Annotated in this window: 10 protein-coding genes and 2 pseudogenes; 4 read left to right on the plus strand and 8 right to left on the minus strand. The window is 73.1% G+C overall.

Features of this window, described 5'->3' with window-relative positions:
- Positions 1 to 3: 3 nt before the first annotated feature.
- From DQ392_RS22505 to DQ392_RS22510, 3 genes and pseudogenes are all read right to left on the minus strand, one after another.
- Positions 4 to 1758: pseudogene (locus DQ392_RS22505) on the minus strand (AfsR/SARP family transcriptional regulator); the annotation flags it as partial.
- Between the two features lie 666 nt (positions 1759 to 2424).
- Positions 2425 to 2586, minus strand: a pseudogene (locus tag DQ392_RS36250) (helix-turn-helix domain-containing protein); the annotation flags it as partial.
- Positions 2587 to 2599: 13 nt separating this feature from the next.
- On the minus strand, positions 2600 to 2902 hold the full coding sequence (locus DQ392_RS22510; RefSeq protein WP_114017508.1) for a hypothetical protein: 303 nt from the start codon (positions 2900 to 2902) through the stop codon (positions 2600 to 2602).
- A gap of 1314 nt (positions 2903 to 4216) precedes the next feature.
- Between DQ392_RS22510 and dxs the strand changes: the two genes are divergently transcribed.
- The 3 genes from dxs to DQ392_RS34545 all read left to right on the plus strand — a co-directional run bounded on the left by dxs (position 4217) and on the right by DQ392_RS34545 (position 8331).
- Positions 4217 to 6154: a 1-deoxy-D-xylulose-5-phosphate synthase gene (dxs, locus tag DQ392_RS22515; protein ID WP_114017509.1), complete on the plus strand. Its 1938-nt coding sequence runs from the start codon at positions 4217 to 4219 to the stop codon at positions 6152 to 6154.
- Positions 6155 to 6335: 181 nt separating this feature from the next.
- Complete coding sequence (locus tag DQ392_RS22520; RefSeq protein ID WP_114017510.1) at positions 6336 to 7904, plus strand: ArnT family glycosyltransferase; 1569 nt, start codon at positions 6336 to 6338, stop codon at positions 7902 to 7904.
- A 259-nt stretch (positions 7905 to 8163) separates the two neighbouring features.
- Positions 8164 to 8331 (plus strand): hypothetical protein, encoded by a 168-nt coding sequence (locus DQ392_RS34545; protein ID WP_181856536.1) that lies wholly within the window; start codon positions 8164 to 8166, stop codon positions 8329 to 8331.
- Between the two features lie 195 nt (positions 8332 to 8526).
- On the opposite strand, the gene DQ392_RS22530 is transcribed toward DQ392_RS34545, so the two are convergent.
- From DQ392_RS22530 to DQ392_RS22550, 5 genes are all read right to left on the minus strand, one after another.
- Positions 8527 to 10650, minus strand: a complete 2124-nt coding sequence (locus DQ392_RS22530) for a 3-hydroxyacyl-CoA dehydrogenase NAD-binding domain-containing protein (RefSeq protein ID WP_114017512.1) — start codon at positions 10648 to 10650, stop codon at positions 8527 to 8529.
- Positions 10647 to 11864 (minus strand): thiolase family protein, encoded by a 1218-nt coding sequence (locus tag DQ392_RS22535; protein WP_114017513.1) that lies wholly within the window; start codon positions 11862 to 11864, stop codon positions 10647 to 10649. The genes DQ392_RS22530 and DQ392_RS22535 overlap by 4 nt, the downstream gene beginning before the upstream one ends.
- A 266-nt stretch (positions 11865 to 12130) precedes the next feature.
- On the minus strand, positions 12131 to 13396 hold the full coding sequence (locus DQ392_RS22540) for an HRDC domain-containing protein (RefSeq protein WP_114017514.1): 1266 nt from the start codon (positions 13394 to 13396) through the stop codon (positions 12131 to 12133).
- Between the two features lie 106 nt (positions 13397 to 13502).
- Positions 13503 to 14183, minus strand: coding sequence for a response regulator transcription factor (locus DQ392_RS22545; protein ID WP_027737418.1), 681 nt, complete (start codon positions 14181 to 14183; stop codon positions 13503 to 13505).
- Between the two features lie 1130 nt (positions 14184 to 15313).
- Complete coding sequence (locus tag DQ392_RS22550; RefSeq protein WP_114017515.1) at positions 15314 to 15985, minus strand: DUF3000 domain-containing protein; 672 nt, start codon at positions 15983 to 15985, stop codon at positions 15314 to 15316.
- A 75-nt stretch (positions 15986 to 16060) separates the two neighbouring features.
- Between DQ392_RS22550 and hemE the strand changes: the two genes are divergently transcribed.
- The gene (hemE, locus tag DQ392_RS22555; protein WP_114017516.1) at positions 16061 to 17158 is read left to right on the plus strand and encodes a uroporphyrinogen decarboxylase; all 1098 of its coding nucleotides are present in this window, start codon (positions 16061 to 16063) and stop codon (positions 17156 to 17158) included.
- The last annotated feature ends 3 nt before the right edge of the window (positions 17159 to 17161 follow it).

Raw genomic sequence — 17161 nt, forward strand, 5'->3', positions numbered from 1 at the left:
CCCCTCGGCCCGGCCACGGGCGTGCAGCCGCATCAGGTTGTGCAGCCGGTAGCGTCCGGGACCGGCTGACTCCAGCAGGGAGCTGTCGACCAGGGCCTCCAGCAGGTCCTCGGCCTCTTCCGCGGGGCGGTCGAGGAGCGCGGCGGCGGCGGCCAGCGGGATGTCGGGGCCCTCGGTGAGCCCGAGCAGGCGGAAGGCCCTGGCCTGCTCCGCGTCCAGGTGGGCGTAGCCGAGCTCGAAGGTGGCCCCGACGGCCTGGTCGCCCGCCTGGAGCTCGTCAAGCCGGCGCCGCTCGTCGGCCAGCTTGGCGGCGAGCACGGAGACGGTCCAGGTACGGCGGGCCGAGAGTCTGGCGGCCGCGATGCGCAGCGCCAGCGGCAGGAACCCGCAGGCCGCCACGACATCCATCGCGGCCTCCCGCTCCGCGCCGACGCGTTCCGCCCCCACGACGCGGGAGAAGAGGGCCATGGCCTCGCCGGGGCCCAGCACGTCCAGGTCGACGAGGCGGGCACCGGCGAGGTCGACCATGCGGACGCGGCTGGTCACCAGCGCCGCGCAGCCCGCGGTGCCGGGAAGGAGGGGGCGGACCTGGGCGGCGTCGCGGGCGTTGTCGAGCAGGACCAGGACGCGGCGGCCCGCCAGCAGCGAACGGAAGAGCGCCGCGCGCTCCTCGACGCCTTCCGGGAGGGAGGCGTCGTCGGTTCCCAGGGAGCGGAGGAACCCTCCGAGCACGGCTGCGCCGTCCGCGGGGGAGGCGCCGGTGCCCTGGAGATCGACGTAGAGCTGTCCGTCGGGGAACCGGTCGGCCACGGCGTGCCCCAGGTGGACGGCCAGCGCCGTCTTGCCGACGCCGCCGATACCCGCGAGCGCCATGACGGTGCCGTCGGCCCGCGAGAGCTGGGCGCCGAGCCGGGCGACGAGCGAGTCCCGGCCGGTGAAGTCGGGGAGAGTGGCCGGAAGTTGGGCCGGCCGGGCGGGTGTACGCGCCTGCGTGGTGCCGCTCTCGCCCGGGGGCGCCAGGGTCTCGTCGGCCTCCAGAATGCGCTGCTGGAGCGCGGCCAGCTCCGGGGCCGGGTCGACTCCGAGCTCGTCGGCGAGCAGGCGCCGGATGTCGGCGTGCACGGCCAGCGCCTCGGCCTGGCGGCCGCTGCGGTAGAGCGCGAGCATCAGCAGCTCGCGCAGCCGTTCCCGCAGCGGGTGCGCGGCGGCGAGTGCCGTCAGTCCGGCGACGGCTTCCGCGTGCCGGCCGAGCCGCAGGTCGAGGTCGTACCGCAACTCCAGCAGGCTCATCCGCCACTCCGCCAGGCGGGCGCGCTGGGCTTCGGCGTACGGGCCCGGTATGTGGGCGAGGGGTTCGCCGCTCCACTGGGCCAGGGCCGCGTCGTACAGCTCACAGGCCCTGGCCAGGTCGCCGCCCGAGGCGGCCTTGTCGGCCTGCGCGGCCAGCTCCCGCGCGGTTTCCACATCGAGTGACGTACCGCCTCCCTCGCGCAGCGCGTAGCCGCCGGACTCGCTGACCAGCAGGTCGCCGTCGGGTCCGAGGGCCTTGCGAATGCGCGACGCGTAGGTGCGCAGCGCCGCCCTTGCCTGCTCGGGGGGCTCCTCGCCCCAGATGGCGTCGATCAGCTCCTCGGCGGTCGCGGTGTGCCCGCCGCGCAGCAGGAGCGCCGCGAGCAGCGCTTTCTGCTGGGGCGATCCCAGGGAAAGAGGCTGGTCCCCGCGCCAGACGCGTACGGGGCCGAGGACGGTGAGGCGCAGCGCACCGGCACCCGGCGGGACCGGGCTCGTCCGGGGCGCGGGACCGTGCGCGGGCGTGGGCCCGGACAGGGCCGGGGGGCCGGCCAGGGCCGCGGGTCCGGACCGGGGCGCGGGGAGAGGCTGAGCCCGAGTCACATGTGCACCCAAGAAGGGGTCCTCAGCGGCGAACGGGACCCCTTCGCGGGACGGTTCGCGGAAGGGGGCCTCTTCGCCGGGCCCGCGGAAGGCGGCCTCCCCGCGAGGCGGGACCGCGTCGGAGCCCTGCGGCGTGCGCGTGCACACACGCCGCCACGCCTCCACCCACGGGCGCCGCTCCCTGGCGGGAACCTCGCAGGCGTCCAGGAACGCGACCAGCTGGCGCTCGTCACGCGGCACCGTCTGCCCGCGCAGTATGCGGTGGACCGTGCTGTGCGGCAGCGCGCCGTAACCCCCCGCTCGGTGCTCCATGGTCCGCAACGGGGGCCCGCCCGCCTCGCTGTAGAGCCCCCACAGCGCGGCCGACAGGCCCGGCAGATCCGCGACGGTCTCCGGGGCCGGTGTCATGCGGCCTCCCGCGGCGCCGTGCAGATGCTCCTGCCGAGCCCTGCGCCACATCCGCAGAGCCACCTCCACCGACACGCCACACCCCCGGGCGTACGCCTCGACAACGGGCCCCGTGGGCACCGACGTCGCCGAAGCGGCCCGCTGTAGCGTCGTGGCGTGCAGCCCGGTGCGCACGGCGAGCTGAGCGTAGGTCAGACCTTCCGCCGCTCGCTGGTGCCGCAGCCACCTGACGAGATCGGCGAGCGCCCGGTTCGGTGTGGTGATCGGCTTCTCTCTGCGCCCCACGGTCGAGACGCCCTCAGACCTGCGAGCCGACCCGCAGCCCCCGTATCACCAGGCGGCCCACCCGGCTGCCGCCGCGCAGTGCGAGCAGCACACCGAGCGCGACGAGTCCGGCGGCCCCCAGCACGTCGCGGACCGCGGATGGCGGTGTCCCGGTGACGGTCAGTGCGCTGGCCAGTACGGCGATCACCACGACGACCACGACCTCCGACGGGCCGGGCCTGCCCTGGTCGAACGGTTTCGGCTCGACACAGTGAGCCGGGGAAGCCGGGGAAGGGGTGGGTCCGGCGCAGCGGGCCGGGAGGGGAAGGCGGAACATGGATCGTGCCTCCTGAGATCGTCCGCCCGGCGTTGCGAGCCGGGCGCGTTGCGGGCTCCACACGTCTGCACGGCCGACCGGTGCTTGCCGACACCGGCGGCTGGAGAAGCATCGTGCCACTCCCCGCACCCGGAAGCAGGTGCCCGAAGAGGGCAAGGGGAGTTGATGCGTTCCTGTCCCGGACGCCGGGCCCGGAACAGCCGGGGGCAGACGCTCCCGACACGGGTGTGACCAGCGACGGAACACCTGCCGGTGTGGCGGCGCCGCACGACCGCGCCGGAAGATGCGTCCCCGTCCCACCTCCGCTTGCCGATTGGTGACCGCCCTCTGCGAGCATCTTCGGCGTACGGGAGAACTCCCGTACCGCTCCCTGAGAGTTGCGGGCTCCACCGAGACGAGCAGGGACATGAGGCGGACACGCGTTGCCGCGCGTCACCGCTTCCGGGGCCGGCGTGCGCGACGCGGACGCCGGCCCCGCTACGGGCGCGCCCGGTCAGGACCGGGCGCGGCGACGCTGCCGGGCCGGATACGGCGGTGCTGCCACCCCGCGTGTGCCGCCCGGCGGCGCCGTGCGGCGCCGTTCCCCCGCGTGGCCGCCCGAGCCCTGCGCCCGGCGCAGAGCGAGCGGCCTCGGTTACCGCACACCAACTTCACCCGCGCCACTGAGCCCACCCGGGCCCCGGGCCCCACCCTGCCCACCGGGCTAACCGGTGCCCTGGGAGCTCACCCGGGACTCACCGGCCCCTCCGGCCTCTGGCCCCCGGCCTCGCCGGGCCTTCCGGTCCGTCCGGGCCCGCCCACCGGGCTCACCAGCCCTCCGGGGCTCGCCGGCCCTCCGGGCTCACCGGTCTTCCGGGCTCACCGGTCCTCCGGGCCATCGGGCCACGGGCCCTCCGGGGCTCTGGGCCTCCGGCCCACCGGCTCACCGGGCCCCCGGTCCCGCCACCCGGCCCACCGGCCGGGCAGACCAGCGTCGGCGTCGTCGGGGCGGGCGAGGGGTCAGGAACCGCACAGGGATTCGAGGACGGGCGGCCCGCCGCCCGTCCCCGCAGTGTGAGATACGAGTCATCCGGGGGACGGGAGGCATGCGGGGCGGGTGCGAGGGAACAGCCGCATCCGGCTCGTGCGGGTGTCCGCACACGCCGCGCCGGGCTGCCATTCGTGTGACTGATATGGCACCGGCCGGTGAACCCGGACGCCGGCGGAACATTAGACTCTGGAAGACCGCCCGGCCGAAGGGTTGGGGAGGAATCGGTACGGTCCGACAACGACAGCTCGACAGCGTGTTCACACGCTCGAAGCAAGGAGGTACGGGTGGCGTTGCTGACCCGCATCACGGGACCAGGCGATCTGGACCGGCTCACTCCGGAGCAGCTGGAGACGCTGGCAGGGGAGATCCGCACCTTCCTGGTGGGGGCGGTCTCCAAGACCGGCGGGCACCTGGGCCCGAACCTCGGCGTGGTCGAGCTGACCATCGCCCTGCACCGCGTCTTCGACTCCCCCAAGGACAAGGTCCTCTTCGACACCGGGCACCAGTCGTACGTGCACAAGGTGCTCACCGGGCGGCAGGACTTCTCCCAGCTGCGCGCGAAGGGGGGTCTGTCGGGCTACCCTTCGCGCGCCGAGTCGGCGCACGACGTGATCGAGAACAGCCACGCCTCGACGGTGCTGGGCTGGGCCGACGGGCTGGCCAAGGCGAACGAGGTCCGCGGCAGGGACGACCACGTGGTGGCCGTCATCGGTGACGGCGCGCTGACCGGCGGCATGGCGTGGGAGGCCCTCAACAACATCGCCGCGGCGAAGGACCGTCCGCTGGTGATCGTCGTCAACGACAACGAGCGCTCCTACTCGCCCACCATCGGCGGCCTGGCCAACCATCTGGCCACCCTCCGCACCACCGACGGCTACGAGCGCTTCCTGGCCCGCGGCAAGGACGTGCTCAACCGCACCCCCGTCGTCGGAAAGCCGCTGTACGAGACGCTGCACGGCGCCAAGAAGGGGCTCAAGGACTTCATCGCGCCGCAGGGCATGTTCGAGGACCTGGGCCTGAAGTACGTCGGGCCGATCGACGGGCACGACATCGCCGCCGTCGAGTCCGCGCTCCAGCGTGCCAAGCGCTTCGGCGGGCCCGTGCTGGTCCACTGCCTCACCGAGAAGGGCCGCGGCTACCAGCCCGCCCGCCAGGACGAGGCCGACCAGATGCACTCGGTCGGCGCCATCCACCCCGACACCGGCCTGCCGGTCAAGTCCTCCGGCGCCGACTGGACCTCCGTGTTCGGCGACGAGATGGTCCGGCTCGGTCGCGAGCGTGAGGACATCGTCGCCATCACCGCGGCGATGATGCGGCCCACCGGCCTGCACGCGTTCGCGCAGGAGTTCCCGGAGCGCGTCTACGACGTCGGCATCGCCGAGCAGCACGGCGCGGTCTCCGCCGCCGGGCTCGCCACCGGCGGACTGCACCCCGTCTTCGCCGTCTACGCGACGTTCCTCAACCGCGCTTTCGACCAGTTGCTGATGGACGTGGCCCTGCACAAGTGCGGTGTCACCTTCGTGCTGGACCGCGCCGGCATCACCGGCTCCGACGGTGCCTCCCACAACGGCATGTGGGACATGTCGGTCCTCCAGTGCGTGCCCGGGCTGCGGCTGGCCGCGCCCCGCGACGCCGAGCAGGTACGCGCCCAGCTGCGCGAGGCCGTCCAGGTCGACGACGCGCCCACGGTGGTGCGTTACTCCAAGGGCGCGGTCGGCCCCGCGGTGCCCGCGGTGCGCCGGGTGGGCGGCATGGACGTCATGCGCGAGCCGGCGGGCGCCCCGGGCGCCGACGTCCTCCTGGTCTCGGTGGGCGCGCTCGCCCCGATGTGCCTGGAGATCGCCGACCTGCTCGACAAGCAGGGCATCACCGCCACTGTGGTCGACCCCCGGTGGGTCAAGCCGGTGGACGAGGCGCTGCCGCCGCTGGCCGAGCGGCACCGGGTCGTCGTCACCGTCGAGGACAACAGCCGGGCGGGCGGTGTGGGCTCCGCCGTCGCGCAGGCGCTGCGGGACGCGGGTGTCGATGTGCCGCTGCGGGACTTCGGCATCCCGGAGCGGTTCCTGGACCACGGCAGCCGCAAGGAGATCATGGCGGAGATCGGGCTGACCGCCCCCGACGTGGCCCGCCAGGTCACCGGACTCGTCGCCAAGCTGGACGGCCGCGGCCCTGACCCCAGCGGCCCGCAGGTCAGCGCCTGGGAGGGCGCCACCCCCTCGTAGTCGGCGCAACCCCGTAACGGCGCGCCTCTTCGTCACGCCGCGGCTGCCCGCCCGCGCACGGTGCGCGCCGCCCTGCCCGTATCCGGTGCGCTTCACCCCTTTCGTCCCGCAGTGGGCCGAGGGGGCGGCGCGCGCCGGGGGCGGCGGCCCGTCCGTGGCGGGCCTCGCTAGATTGGGGCGTATGCCGTTGCCCCGTACCGTCCGCGCCGAGTGGCGCACCGTGCAGCGCGTCGGCCGGCGCACCGAGGCGGCGCCCGCGACGAACTGGACGCGGCTGATCACCGTCCTGGCGGCGCTGACCGTCCTCACCCGCCTGCCCTCGTTCGTCCGCACCCCGTGGAACCCCGACGAGGGGTTCCTGGCGACGCAGGCACGGCAGTTGGCCAACGGTGGTGTGCTCTACGAGACCGTCGTCGACCGCAAACCCCCGCTGGTGCCGTGGCTCTACCGTGCCACCTTCGCGGTGTTCGGGGACGATTCGCTGTGGCCCGTGCGGGTCGCGGCGATCCTCGCCGTGCTGGTGGGCGCCGTGCTGGTGGCCTCCATGGCGGCGCGGCGCTGGGGGGAGCGGGCCGCGTGGGTCGCGGGCCTGTGCTACGTCTTCCTGTCGGTGGGGCTCGATCCGGAGGACACGCAGGCCGCCACGTTCGAGGTCTTCATGCTGCCCTGGACGGTGGCCGCGATGTGGTGCGCGGAGCGCTCACGCTGGTTCGTGGCCGGGCTCGCCGTCGCCGGAGCCGTACTGACGAAGCAGACGGGGGGCGCGGTCCTGCTGCCGGTCTGCGTGGTGCTGTGGCAGGCCCGGGCCGGGTGGACGGCGCTGCTCGGGGTCGGGGTGGGAACGGCGCTCCCGATCCTGGGCACGGCCTTCGCCTTCGGACCCGGGAAGTTCCTGTACTGGATCGCCACCGGGTCCGGCGCCTACCTCTCCGCCGACGGATCCGGGCTCAAACCCGTGCTGCGCGCCCTGGGGGCGCTCGGACTGCTGACGCTGGCCGCCCTTCCACTCGTCGTGGCCCTCGTGCACGCCGTACGGCGGCGCCGCGCCGGCGGCCACCCGTACACGGCCACCTGTCACGGGCACCGCGTGCCGCTGGGCGGTACCGCCGACGTGTGGCTCTGGCTCGCCGCGTCGCTGGCCGCCGCCACCGTCGGACTCCAGTTCTTCGGCCACTACTTCCTCCAGCTCGTCCCCTCGCTCGCCCTTCTCGGAGCCGCGGCGCTGCACGAGCTGACGGCCCGGGCCGCGACGGCGGCGCTCACCGGCACCGCACTGCTGGCGTGCGGCTACGTCGGCTGGGGCTTCACGGCGGGGCGCGACGAACTCGACCACGCGCACCGGCTCGCCGACACCGTCCGCTCCTACACCGATCGCGAGGACCGGGTGCTGCTGTGGGGCATGCACCCCGAGGGGTACTGGCTCTCCCGACGCGACCCCGCCTCCCGCTATCTCACCGCCGGGTTCCTCACCAACTTCAGCGGCGGCCGGGGCGAGGCACGCGTGGGGGAGCGGTACGCGATGGAAGGCGCCTGGACGCGCTTCGAGAGGGACCTGCGGCGGCGGAAGCCCGAGCTGGTCGTCGACGACTCGCGCGGCAAGGAGTACGGCGTGCGGCGCACGCCCACGCTCCGCCGCCACCTCGGCCGTCACTACGAGAAGGTGGCGACCATCGACGGCTCCGAGTTCTACCTCAGGACCAGCACCGGCGCCCCCCACCTGAGCCGGGAGCGGGCGGCCGGTCCCCGCTGAAGGGCGGTCCCGCGCGGTTCCCGGCCGCCCAGCTTCCGCGCCCCTGTTGTTCGCCTCCCGTTTTCCCGAGGCCGTTACGTTCGCCGCCCGCCCGCGCGCGGGACGGCCGGAACCCGGAGGTCTGCGAGGACGGCGGCGACCGCCGCACCGCCGCCACGGAACGCTCGACCACTCCCGCGTCCAGCAGAACGGCGTGTGGCATGTGGGGGGAAAGCGCGGGCCCTGGGGTGTGGCCATTCCCCTCGCCCAGGCGGCCGGCGTGGAATTCGCGAAACTCTTCCACGACGACGCGGTTTTCAACGGCGCCGATACGCCGGATCCACCGCACGACCTGGACGGGTTCTTCGCACGCGAAGAGCACGAACCGGGCGCCACCGCGGAGAAGTACCTCGCCCATTACGGAAGAAGGGGCCGATGTGGCGGGTGATCTCGCCGACGACATCAAGAGCAGATATCGGGCGACAGGCCCGCGGAGCAATGCCTACGAGGGCCCGGAACCGCAAGCGGGCTGATTCTGGGCCGCCTGGAAAGCCCGGGTCCGCGGAAACGGACGTGGCGACCGCGGAAGGGCCGAGAGCCTTCCGCGGTCGCCACGGCGCGAGGTGGGGCGCTGCTCAGCCCCTCACGCCGGGACGCCGGCGACGCCCGGGGCCAGGAAGCGGCGTGAGGTGACGCGCTCGCTGACGCCCTCGCGGTCGAGGTAGGGCGTGATCCCACCGAGGTGGAAGGGCCACCCGGCACCCGTGATCAGGCACAGGTCGATGTCCTGCGCCTCGGCCACCACCTCGTCGTCCAGCATCAGCCGGATCTCCTCGGCGACGGCACCCAGCGCCCGCTCGCGGACCTGCTCCTCGGTCAGCACGCTGCCCCCGACCTGGAAGAGTTCGGCGACCTCGGGGTCCAGCTCCGTCGTACCCGGCAGGTACAGGCTGCGCTTGCCGGCCTCGACGACGCGGCCCAGGTTCTCCGAGACGCCGAAGCGCTCGGGGAAGGCGCCGTGCAGGGTGCCCGCCACGTGGTGCGCGACGGCCGGGCCGACCAGCTCCAGGAGCTGGATCGGCGACATCGGCAGACCCAGCGGGGCCAGCGCCCGGTCGGCGACCTCCACCGGGGTGCCCTCGTCGATGGAGCGCAGGACCTCCCCCAGGAACCGGGTGAGCACACGGTTGACGACGAACGCCGGCGCGTCCTTGACGAGCACCGCCGTCTTCTTCAGCTTCTTGGCGACACCGAACGCGGTCGCCAGCGCCGCGTCGTCGGTCCTCTCGCCGCGCACGATCTCCAGCAGCGGAAGGATCGCGACGGGGTTGAAGAAGTGGAAGCCGACCACGCGCTCGGGGTGTTCGAGCTGGGAGGCCATCTCGGAGACCGAGAGCGAGGAGGTGTTGGTGGCGAGGATGGCGTGCTCGGGCACGACCGCCTCGACCTCGGCGAACACCTTCTGCTTGACGCCCATCTCCTCGAAGACGGCCTCGATGACGAAGTCCGCGTCGGCGAAGGCGGCGGCCTTGTCCAGCGACCCGGTCACCAGGGCCTTGAGGCGGTTGGCCTTGTCCTGGTTGACGCGGCCCTTCAGCAGCAGCTTGTCGATCTCCTCGTGGCAGTAGGCCACTCCCTTGTCGACCCGCTCCTGGTCGATGTCGGTCAGTACGACAGGCACTTCGAGACGCCGGGCGAACAGCAGACCGAGCTGCGAGGCCATCAGCCCCGCGCCGACGACGCCGACCTTGGTGACCGGACGCGCCAGGTCCTTGGAGGGGGCGCCCGCAGGGCGCTTCGCGCGCCGCTGCACCAGGTCGAACGCGTAGAGCCCCGCGCGCAGTTCACCGCTCATGATCAGGTCGGCCAGCGCCTGCGTCTCGGCCTCGAAGCCCTGTCGCAGGTCGCCGTTCTTGGCGGCGGCGATGATGTCCAGGGCCCGGTAGGCGGCCGGTGCGGCGCCGTGCACCTTGCCGTCCGCGATCTGCCGGCCGCGCTGCACGGCGGCGTCCCACGCCTCTCCGCGGTCCACCTCCGGCCGCACGACCTCGATCTCGCCCTTGAGTACTGCCGCGGTCCAGCGCAGCGACTCCTCCAGGAAGTCCGCGCCCTCGAACAGCGCGTCGGCGATGCCGAGTTCGTAGACCTGCTCGCCCTTGAGCTGGCGGTTCTGGTTGAGGGAGTTCTCGATGATGACGCTGACCGCGCGGTCGGCGCCGACCAGGTTCGGCAGCAGCGCGCAGCCGCCCCAGCCGGGCACCAGGCCGAGAAAGACCTCGGGCAGCGAGAAGGCGGGCAGCGCGGCGGAGACGGTGCGGTAGGTGCAGTGCAGCCCGATCTCCACACCGCCGCCCATGGAGGCGCCGTTGTAGTACGCGAACGTCGGCACCGCGAGGTTGGCCAGCCGCACGAAGACGTCGTGGCCACCCTTGCCGATGGCGGCGGCGTCCTCGTGCCGCTTCAGCAACTCGACGCCCTTGAGGTCGGCGCCGACGGCGAAGATGAAGGGCTTGCCGGTGACGCCGACACCCTTGATCTCGCCGTCGGCGGCCTCCTTCTCCACCTGGTCGAGGGCGGCGTCGAGGTTGGCCAGCGACTGCGGGCCGATGGTGGTGGGCTTGGTGTGGTCCAGCCCGTTGTCCAGCGTGATGAGGGCGAACCTGCCTGCGCCGCCGGGCAGGTCGAGGTGGCGTACGTGCGCCTGGGTGACGACCTCGTCGGGGAACAGCTCGGCCGCGCCCTTGAGGAGTTCGGCGGTCTTACTCACTTGTTGCCCTCCCAGTGGGGGTTCTCCCAGATGACGGTCCCGCCCATGCCGAAGCCGACGCACATGGTGGTGAGGCCGTAGCGGACGTGCGGCTGCTCCTCGAACTGCCGGGCGAGCTGGTTCATCAGCCGTACGCCCGAGGAGGCCAGCGGGTGGCCGAAGGCGATGGCGCCGCCGTACTGGTTGACGCGCGGGTCGTCGTCGGCGATGCCGTAGTGGTCCAGCAGCGCGAGCACCTGGACGGCGAACGCCTCGTTGACCTCGAACAGGCCGATCTCGTCGATGGACAGACCCGCCTTGGCCAGCGCCTTCTCGGTGGCCGGGATCGGGCCGACGCCCATGACCTCCGGCTCGACACCGGCGAACGCGTAGGAGACCAGCCGCATCTTGACCGGCAGGTCCAGCTCGCGGGCCACGTCCTCGGCGGCCAGCAGGGAGGCGGTGGCACCGTCGTTGAGCCCCGCGGCGTTGCCCGGGGTGACCCGGCCGTGCGCGCGGAAGGGCGTCTTGAGCCCGGCGAGGTTCTCCAGCGTCGTGCCGGGCCGCATCGGCTCGTCCGCTGTGGCCAGACCCCAGCCGGTCTCCCCGCCCTCGGGCGAGGTGCGGCGGACGGAGATCGGCACCAGGTCGGGCTGGATCCTGTCGTTGGCGTACGCCTTGGCCGCCTTCTCCTGGCTGGCCACGGCGAACCTGTCCGCGCGCTCCTTGGTCAGGTGCGGGAAGCGGTCGTGCAGGTTCTCGGCGGTCATGCCCATGAACATCGCCGACTCGTCGACCAGCTTCTCCGAGACGAACCGCGGGTTGGGGTCCACGCCCTCACCCATCGGGTGGCGGCCCATGTGCTCGACACCGCCGGCCACCACCAGGTCGTAGGCGCCGAAGGCGATCGACCCCGAGGTCGTCGTCACGGCCGTCATCGCGCCCGCGCACATCCGGTCGATGGAGAAGCCAGGGACGGTCTTGGGCAGCCCGGCGAGGATGCCGGCGGTGCGGCCCAGGGTGAGCCCCTGGTCGCCGATCTGGGTGGTCGCCGCGACGGCGACCTCGTCGATGCGCTCCGCAGGCAGGTCGGGGTTGCGGCGCAGCAGCTCACGGATGCACTTGATGACCAGGTCGTCGGCGCGGGTCTCGTGATAGATGCCCTTGGGGCCCGCCTTGCCGAACGGGGTGCGTACGCCGTCGACGAAGACGACGTCCCTTGCGGTACGAGGCACGTTGGCTCTCCTCCAGGTGCGGCCAGGGGTCGGTCGCCCCCCATGCTACTTGTCGGTAACCAGCTGGCAAGGGCCGACCAGAGGGAAGGGCACACGTCACACCACACCGCGGGCCGACGCGGCGTCACCGGGGGCGAGCGCGGCGCTCCACCGCGCGTGAGCGCGGGAGCCAGGGCACAAGAAGCCGAGCCGCCCGGCTCAGGTACCGCCGCAGCGGCGCTCAGGGGCCAGGAAAGCCGGGACGCCCGCGCGCCGGGGCGATCGGCTCACGCGCCGGGAGACGAGAGCGCGGCACGCAGCAGCTCCGCCGTCTGCGCGATCTGCCACTCCCGCGCACCCAGCCCGCGCAGCGCACCCGAGACGGACTCCACGCTCACCGCGGCGGGCGGCTCCCAGCACAGGCGGCGCACCGTGTCCGGCGTCAGCAGATTCTCCTGCGGCAGGTTCAACTCCTCCGCGTGCCGGGTGACGGCGGCCCGCGCCGCCGACAGCCGGGCCGCGGCCGCCGGATCCTTGTCCGCCCACGATCTCGGCGGCGGCGGACCACTGGTCGCCTGCCCCTGCTGCGGCAGCTCCTCCTCGGCCAGCGCCCGCGCCCGCTCGACGGCGGCCTGCCACTGATCGAGCTGCTTGCGGCCCATCCGCTGCCCGAACCCGGGCAGCGCGGAGAGAGCCCGCGCCTGCGTCGGCATCGCCAGCGCGGCCTCCACGATCGCCGCGTCCGTCAGCACCTTGCCGGGCGAGACGTCCCGCTTGCGGGCCACCGCGTCCCGCGCGAACCACAGCTCCCGCACCACCGCCATCTGACGGCGACGACGCACCTTGTGCATACCCGACGTACGGCGCCACGGATCCTTGCGGGGCGGCGGCGCGGGGGCCGCGGCGATGGCCGCGAACTCCTCCCGCGCCCACTCCAGCTTCCCCTGCCGGGACAGCTCGACCTCCAGCGCGTCCCGCAGGTCCACCAGCAGCTCCACGTCCAGCGCCGCGTACCGCAGCCACGGCTCGGGCAGCGGACGCGTCGACCAGTCCACCGCCGAGTGCCCCTTCTCCAGCGCGTAACCGAGCACGTTGTCCACCATCGCGCCCAGCCCCACCCGGGCGAACCCGGCCAGCCGCCCGGCCAGCTCGGTGTCGAAGAGCCTCGTGGGCCGCATACCTATCTCACGCAGACACGGCAGATCCTGCGTGGCAGCGTGCAGCACCCACTCGCTGCCCGCCAAAGCCTCGTCGAGCCCCGACAGATCGGGGCAGGCCACCGGGTCGACCAACGCCGTGCCCGCGCCCGCGCGGCGCAGCTGCACCAGGTAGGCCCGCTGCCCGTAGCGGTAACCCGACGCGCGCTCCGCGTCGACGGCCACCGGACCGCTGCCCGCCGCGAAAGCCTCGGTCACCCGCGCCAGCTCCTCGGCGGAAGCGGTCACCGGAGGAATCCCCTCGCGGGGTTCCAGCAGCGGGACCGGCGCCGGTGCTGAGTCTGCGGAGGGGGCCTGAGCTGCGGGGGCTGCGTCGGTCTCTTGGGCGTCGGTCACCAGTCAAGGGTAGCCGCGCACACGCGCCGCCGGGCGCCCGCCGACGGAACGTTACGTCGACGAGCGCCCGGAAAGCGGAACGGCGCGGGAGGGGAAGCCCGAGGGTTCAGTGGATGATGCCCGTCCGCAGCGCCACGGCCACCATGCCCGCGCGGTCACCTGTGCCCAGCTTGCGGGCGATCCGGGCGAGGTGGCTCTTCACGGTCAGCGCCGAGAGGCCCATCGACACGCCGATGGCCTTGTTCGACTGCCCCTCCGCGACAAGGCGCAGTACCTCCACCTCGCGGCCCGAGAGTTCCCGGTAACCGCCAGGGTGCCCCGGACCGCCCGGGCCGCCGCCGGGACGACGGTGCATCCGGGCCGCCGCTGCGGCGCCGATGGGGGCCGCGCCGTGCCGCGTCGGCATGGCACCGCCCAGATTGGTACGGGTACCGGTGACGACATAGCCCTTGACGCCGCCGGCCAGCGCGTTGCGTACGGCGCCGATGTCATCGGCCGCGGACAGCGCCAGCCCGTTGGGCCAGCCCGCGGCTCTCGTCTCCGACAGCAGGCTGAGTCCTGAGCCGTCGGGCAGGTGCACGTCGGCCACGCAGATGTCGCGCGGGTTACCGACGCGGGGACGGGCCTCCGCGATGGACGACGCCTCGATCACGTCCCGCACCCCGAGAGCCCACAGGTGGCGGGTCACGGTGGAGCGGACACGAGGGTCGGCCACGACGACCATGGCCGTCGGCTTGTTCGGGCGGTAGGCGACCAGGCTTGTGGGGTGCTCAAGGAGAACAGACACCGGGCCTCCTGGGGGGAGTGGCTGTGGGGGACGGAACCGAACGAGTCGGGTATTCCGTGTGAAGGGTCACAGACTCCTTCGGCACCTTCTCCGTGCCTCTTTAGAGAAAGATCACGAATTAGTGACCCGAATTTCTCCAATGCCGTTTCTGTCGCCAATTACCTCCCCGGGAAACATTCCTTTGTCTACACAGAGACCGAGTCCCCGAGAGACCGGTGACCGGAATTCGGAGAGGTACTTTGTAGACAAAACAACGCAGCGGGGGCCCCACGGGTGTTCCGTGGGGCCCTGCCTGTGCGGGTCCGGGTGCTGGCTCGCCCCGTGCCCGTGCCCCGCGCTTAGGTGTCGGGGCGCCCCGGGGGAGGGGCACGCTTGCCCGCGTGTCGGGGTGTCGGGGTGTCGGGGTGTCGGGGAGCGGGTGCCGGGGTGCCCTCGGGGCACGCTTGCCCGGCAGATCGTGGGGTGGTGCGGTCGTGGGAGCCGGCGCGGGTGGGTGTCCTTCCGGTGCCCAGACGCGCCGCGCCGCGGAGTTGGGTGGTCGCCCGGTGCCTGCTGCTTGGTGCCTGTTGACTGGTGTTTGCTGCCTGCTGCCTGCTGTCTGCTGGCCTGCGGCGACCCGGCGGGGGGCTCCTCCGGGCCCCGTAAGGAACCCGGGCACGGGACGGCAGCGGGGCCGCGTTTGTCGGCGGGGCCGGGCGAGTCCCGCGAACGTCGGGCGGTGCCGGTCGGTCCGGGCGAACGCGAGGGAGGCCGGTTGTTACCCGCGGTCTTCCGGTGGGGCAGTGGCGGGGGCACGGCGGTAGGGGTGCCCGTGAGGGGGCCGGACGTTTCCCGCGGTCTTGCGGGGGCGGGGATGGTCCGGGTGTTCATGGGTGAGGGGCGGACGAGCGGTGCGGTCGTCGGCGGTGCCGGTCGGTCGCGGTGTCCGTCAGCGAGCCGGTCCTTCCCCGCGGTCATCGGAAGGGGCGGGGGAGGACCGGCGGGCCCGGCACCGGCGTGATGCCGCTCGGGCGAGGGAGGCCGACCTGGCTCGGTGTCCGTCAGGGGGCCGGCGGCCCGGGCGGGTGCTGCTGCCCGGGTCCGGTATTCGGCAGAGGGGGTGGGCGGACGGGGCGGGGCCGGGGGACCGGTCAGTGGGGGCCGCGGCGTTGCGGGAGCTGTACGACCGAGGTGCCCTCGCCGGTCTCCGGGGGCAATCCGGCGCACTGGCAGAGGAGTTCGCACCAGGCCGTCAGGTGTGCGGAGGCGTCGGGTGTGGAGCCCTCGGGGGTCCAGCTGGCGCGGATCTCCAGCACCTCCTCCGCAGGGCGTTCCGCGAGGCCGCCGAAGTACGCGGAGCTCGACCGTGTGACGGTGCCGCTCGCTTCCCCGTATCCGGCACCGCGTGCCTCCAGGGCGCCGGTCAGCCATGACCAGGTCACCTCGGGCAGCAGGGGGTCACCGGCGATCTCCGGTTCCAGTTCGGCGCGGCCCAGGGTGACGACCCGGAAGGTGCCTCGCCAGCCCTCCTGGCCCTGCGGGTCGTGCAACAGGACGAACCGCCCGTCGGCCAGCTCGACGCCCGCGTCGTCCGGCTCGGTCACGGCCGCTTCCAGGGCGAACGCGTAGGGCGCCAGCCGCTTGGGTGCGGGCAGCGGCGAGATCCGCACTTCGGGGCGCGGCCGCGTCTCGCTCAGCGCGGTGACCGCCGCCCGGAAGGGTGGGGGAAAGGAGTCCCCGCCACCGCCACCAGAACCGCCCGTCCCGCCGGTGTCTTCCACTCCGCCGAAGCCTCCCGCCTTCGCTGCCCGACCCGCAGTCATGGGTCCGAAGAGTAGGCGGCGGCGGGCCTTGAGGCTGGTAGGGACACCCCGTTCGGCCGTGGGAGACTTCCTTGTGTGAGTGGAAACGACCGCCCCGTGGGCCAGCCGACGCAGACACCGAATGCCCCAGTCGACTCCGCCGGGGACGCTGTCCTCGACGGGGCGTTCCTTCGGGCGTGCCGTCGTGAGCCGGTGCCGCACACGCCGGTGTGGTTCATGCGGCAGGCGGGACGCTCGCTGCCCGAGTACCGGAAGGTGCGCGAGGGCATCAGGATGCTGGACTCGTGCATGCGGCCCGATCTCGTCGCCGAGATCACGCTCCAGCCCGTGCGGCGGCACGGGGTCGACGCGGCGATCTACTTCAGCGACATCGTCGTCCCGCTCAAGGCCATCGGTGTCGATGTCGACATCAAGCCCGGCGTCGGCCCCGTTGTCGAAAAGCCCGTCAGGAGCCGCGCCGACCTGGAGCGGCTGCGGACGCTTGAGCCCGAGGACGTTGCCTATGTGACCGAGGCGATCGGGATTCTCACCCGCGAGTTGGGCGGCACGCCGCTGATCGGTTTCGCCGGGGCGCCCTTCACTCTCGCCAGCTACCTGGTCGAGGGCGGTCCCTCAAAGAACCACGAGCGCACCAAGGCCCTGATGTACGGCGAGCCCGAGCTGTGGGCCGACCTTGTGGACCGCCTCGCCGACATCACCGCCGGCTTCCTGAAGGTGCAGATCGAGGCGGGCGCGAGCGCGGTGCAGCTGTTCGACTCGTGGGTCGGCGCGCTCGCCCCCGAGGACTACCGGCGCAGCGTGCTGCCGGCGTCGAAGAAGGTCTTCGAGGCCGTGGCCCCCTACGGCGTGCCCCGGATCCACTTCGGTGTCGGGACCGGCGAGCTGCTGCCTCTGATGGGTGAGGCGGGCGCCGATGTCGTCGGCGCCGACTGGCGGGTGCCGGTGGACGAGGCGGCCCGCCGGGTCGGTCCCGGCAAGGCGATCCAGGGCAACCTCGACCCGGCGGTCCTCTTCGCTCCCCGTGAGACCGTCGAGCAGCACGCCGAGCGCATCCTGCGGGCCGCTCACGGTCTCGAGGGGCACATCTTCAATCTGGGCCACGGGGTGCTGCCCGACACCGACCCGCAGGCGCTGACCGACCTGGTCTCCTACGTACACGAGCACACCAGCTGAGCC

Source organism: Streptomyces reniochalinae (assembly GCF_003323735.1).
Taxonomy (GTDB): domain Bacteria; phylum Actinomycetota; class Actinomycetes; order Streptomycetales; family Streptomycetaceae; genus Streptomyces; species Streptomyces reniochalinae.

Coding starts and splice junctions, on each gene's coding strand:
- DQ392_RS22510 (WP_114017508.1), bottom strand. CDS start 2,902: ATGTTCCGCCTTCCCCTCCCGGCCCGCTGCGCCGGACCCACCCCTTCC.
- DQ392_RS22520 (WP_114017510.1), top strand. CDS start 6,336: ATGCCGTTGCCCCGTACCGTCCGCGCCGAGTGGCGCACCGTGCAGCGC.
- DQ392_RS22550 (WP_114017515.1), bottom strand. CDS start 15,985: ATGACTGCGGGTCGGGCAGCGAAGGCGGGAGGCTTCGGCGGAGTGGAA.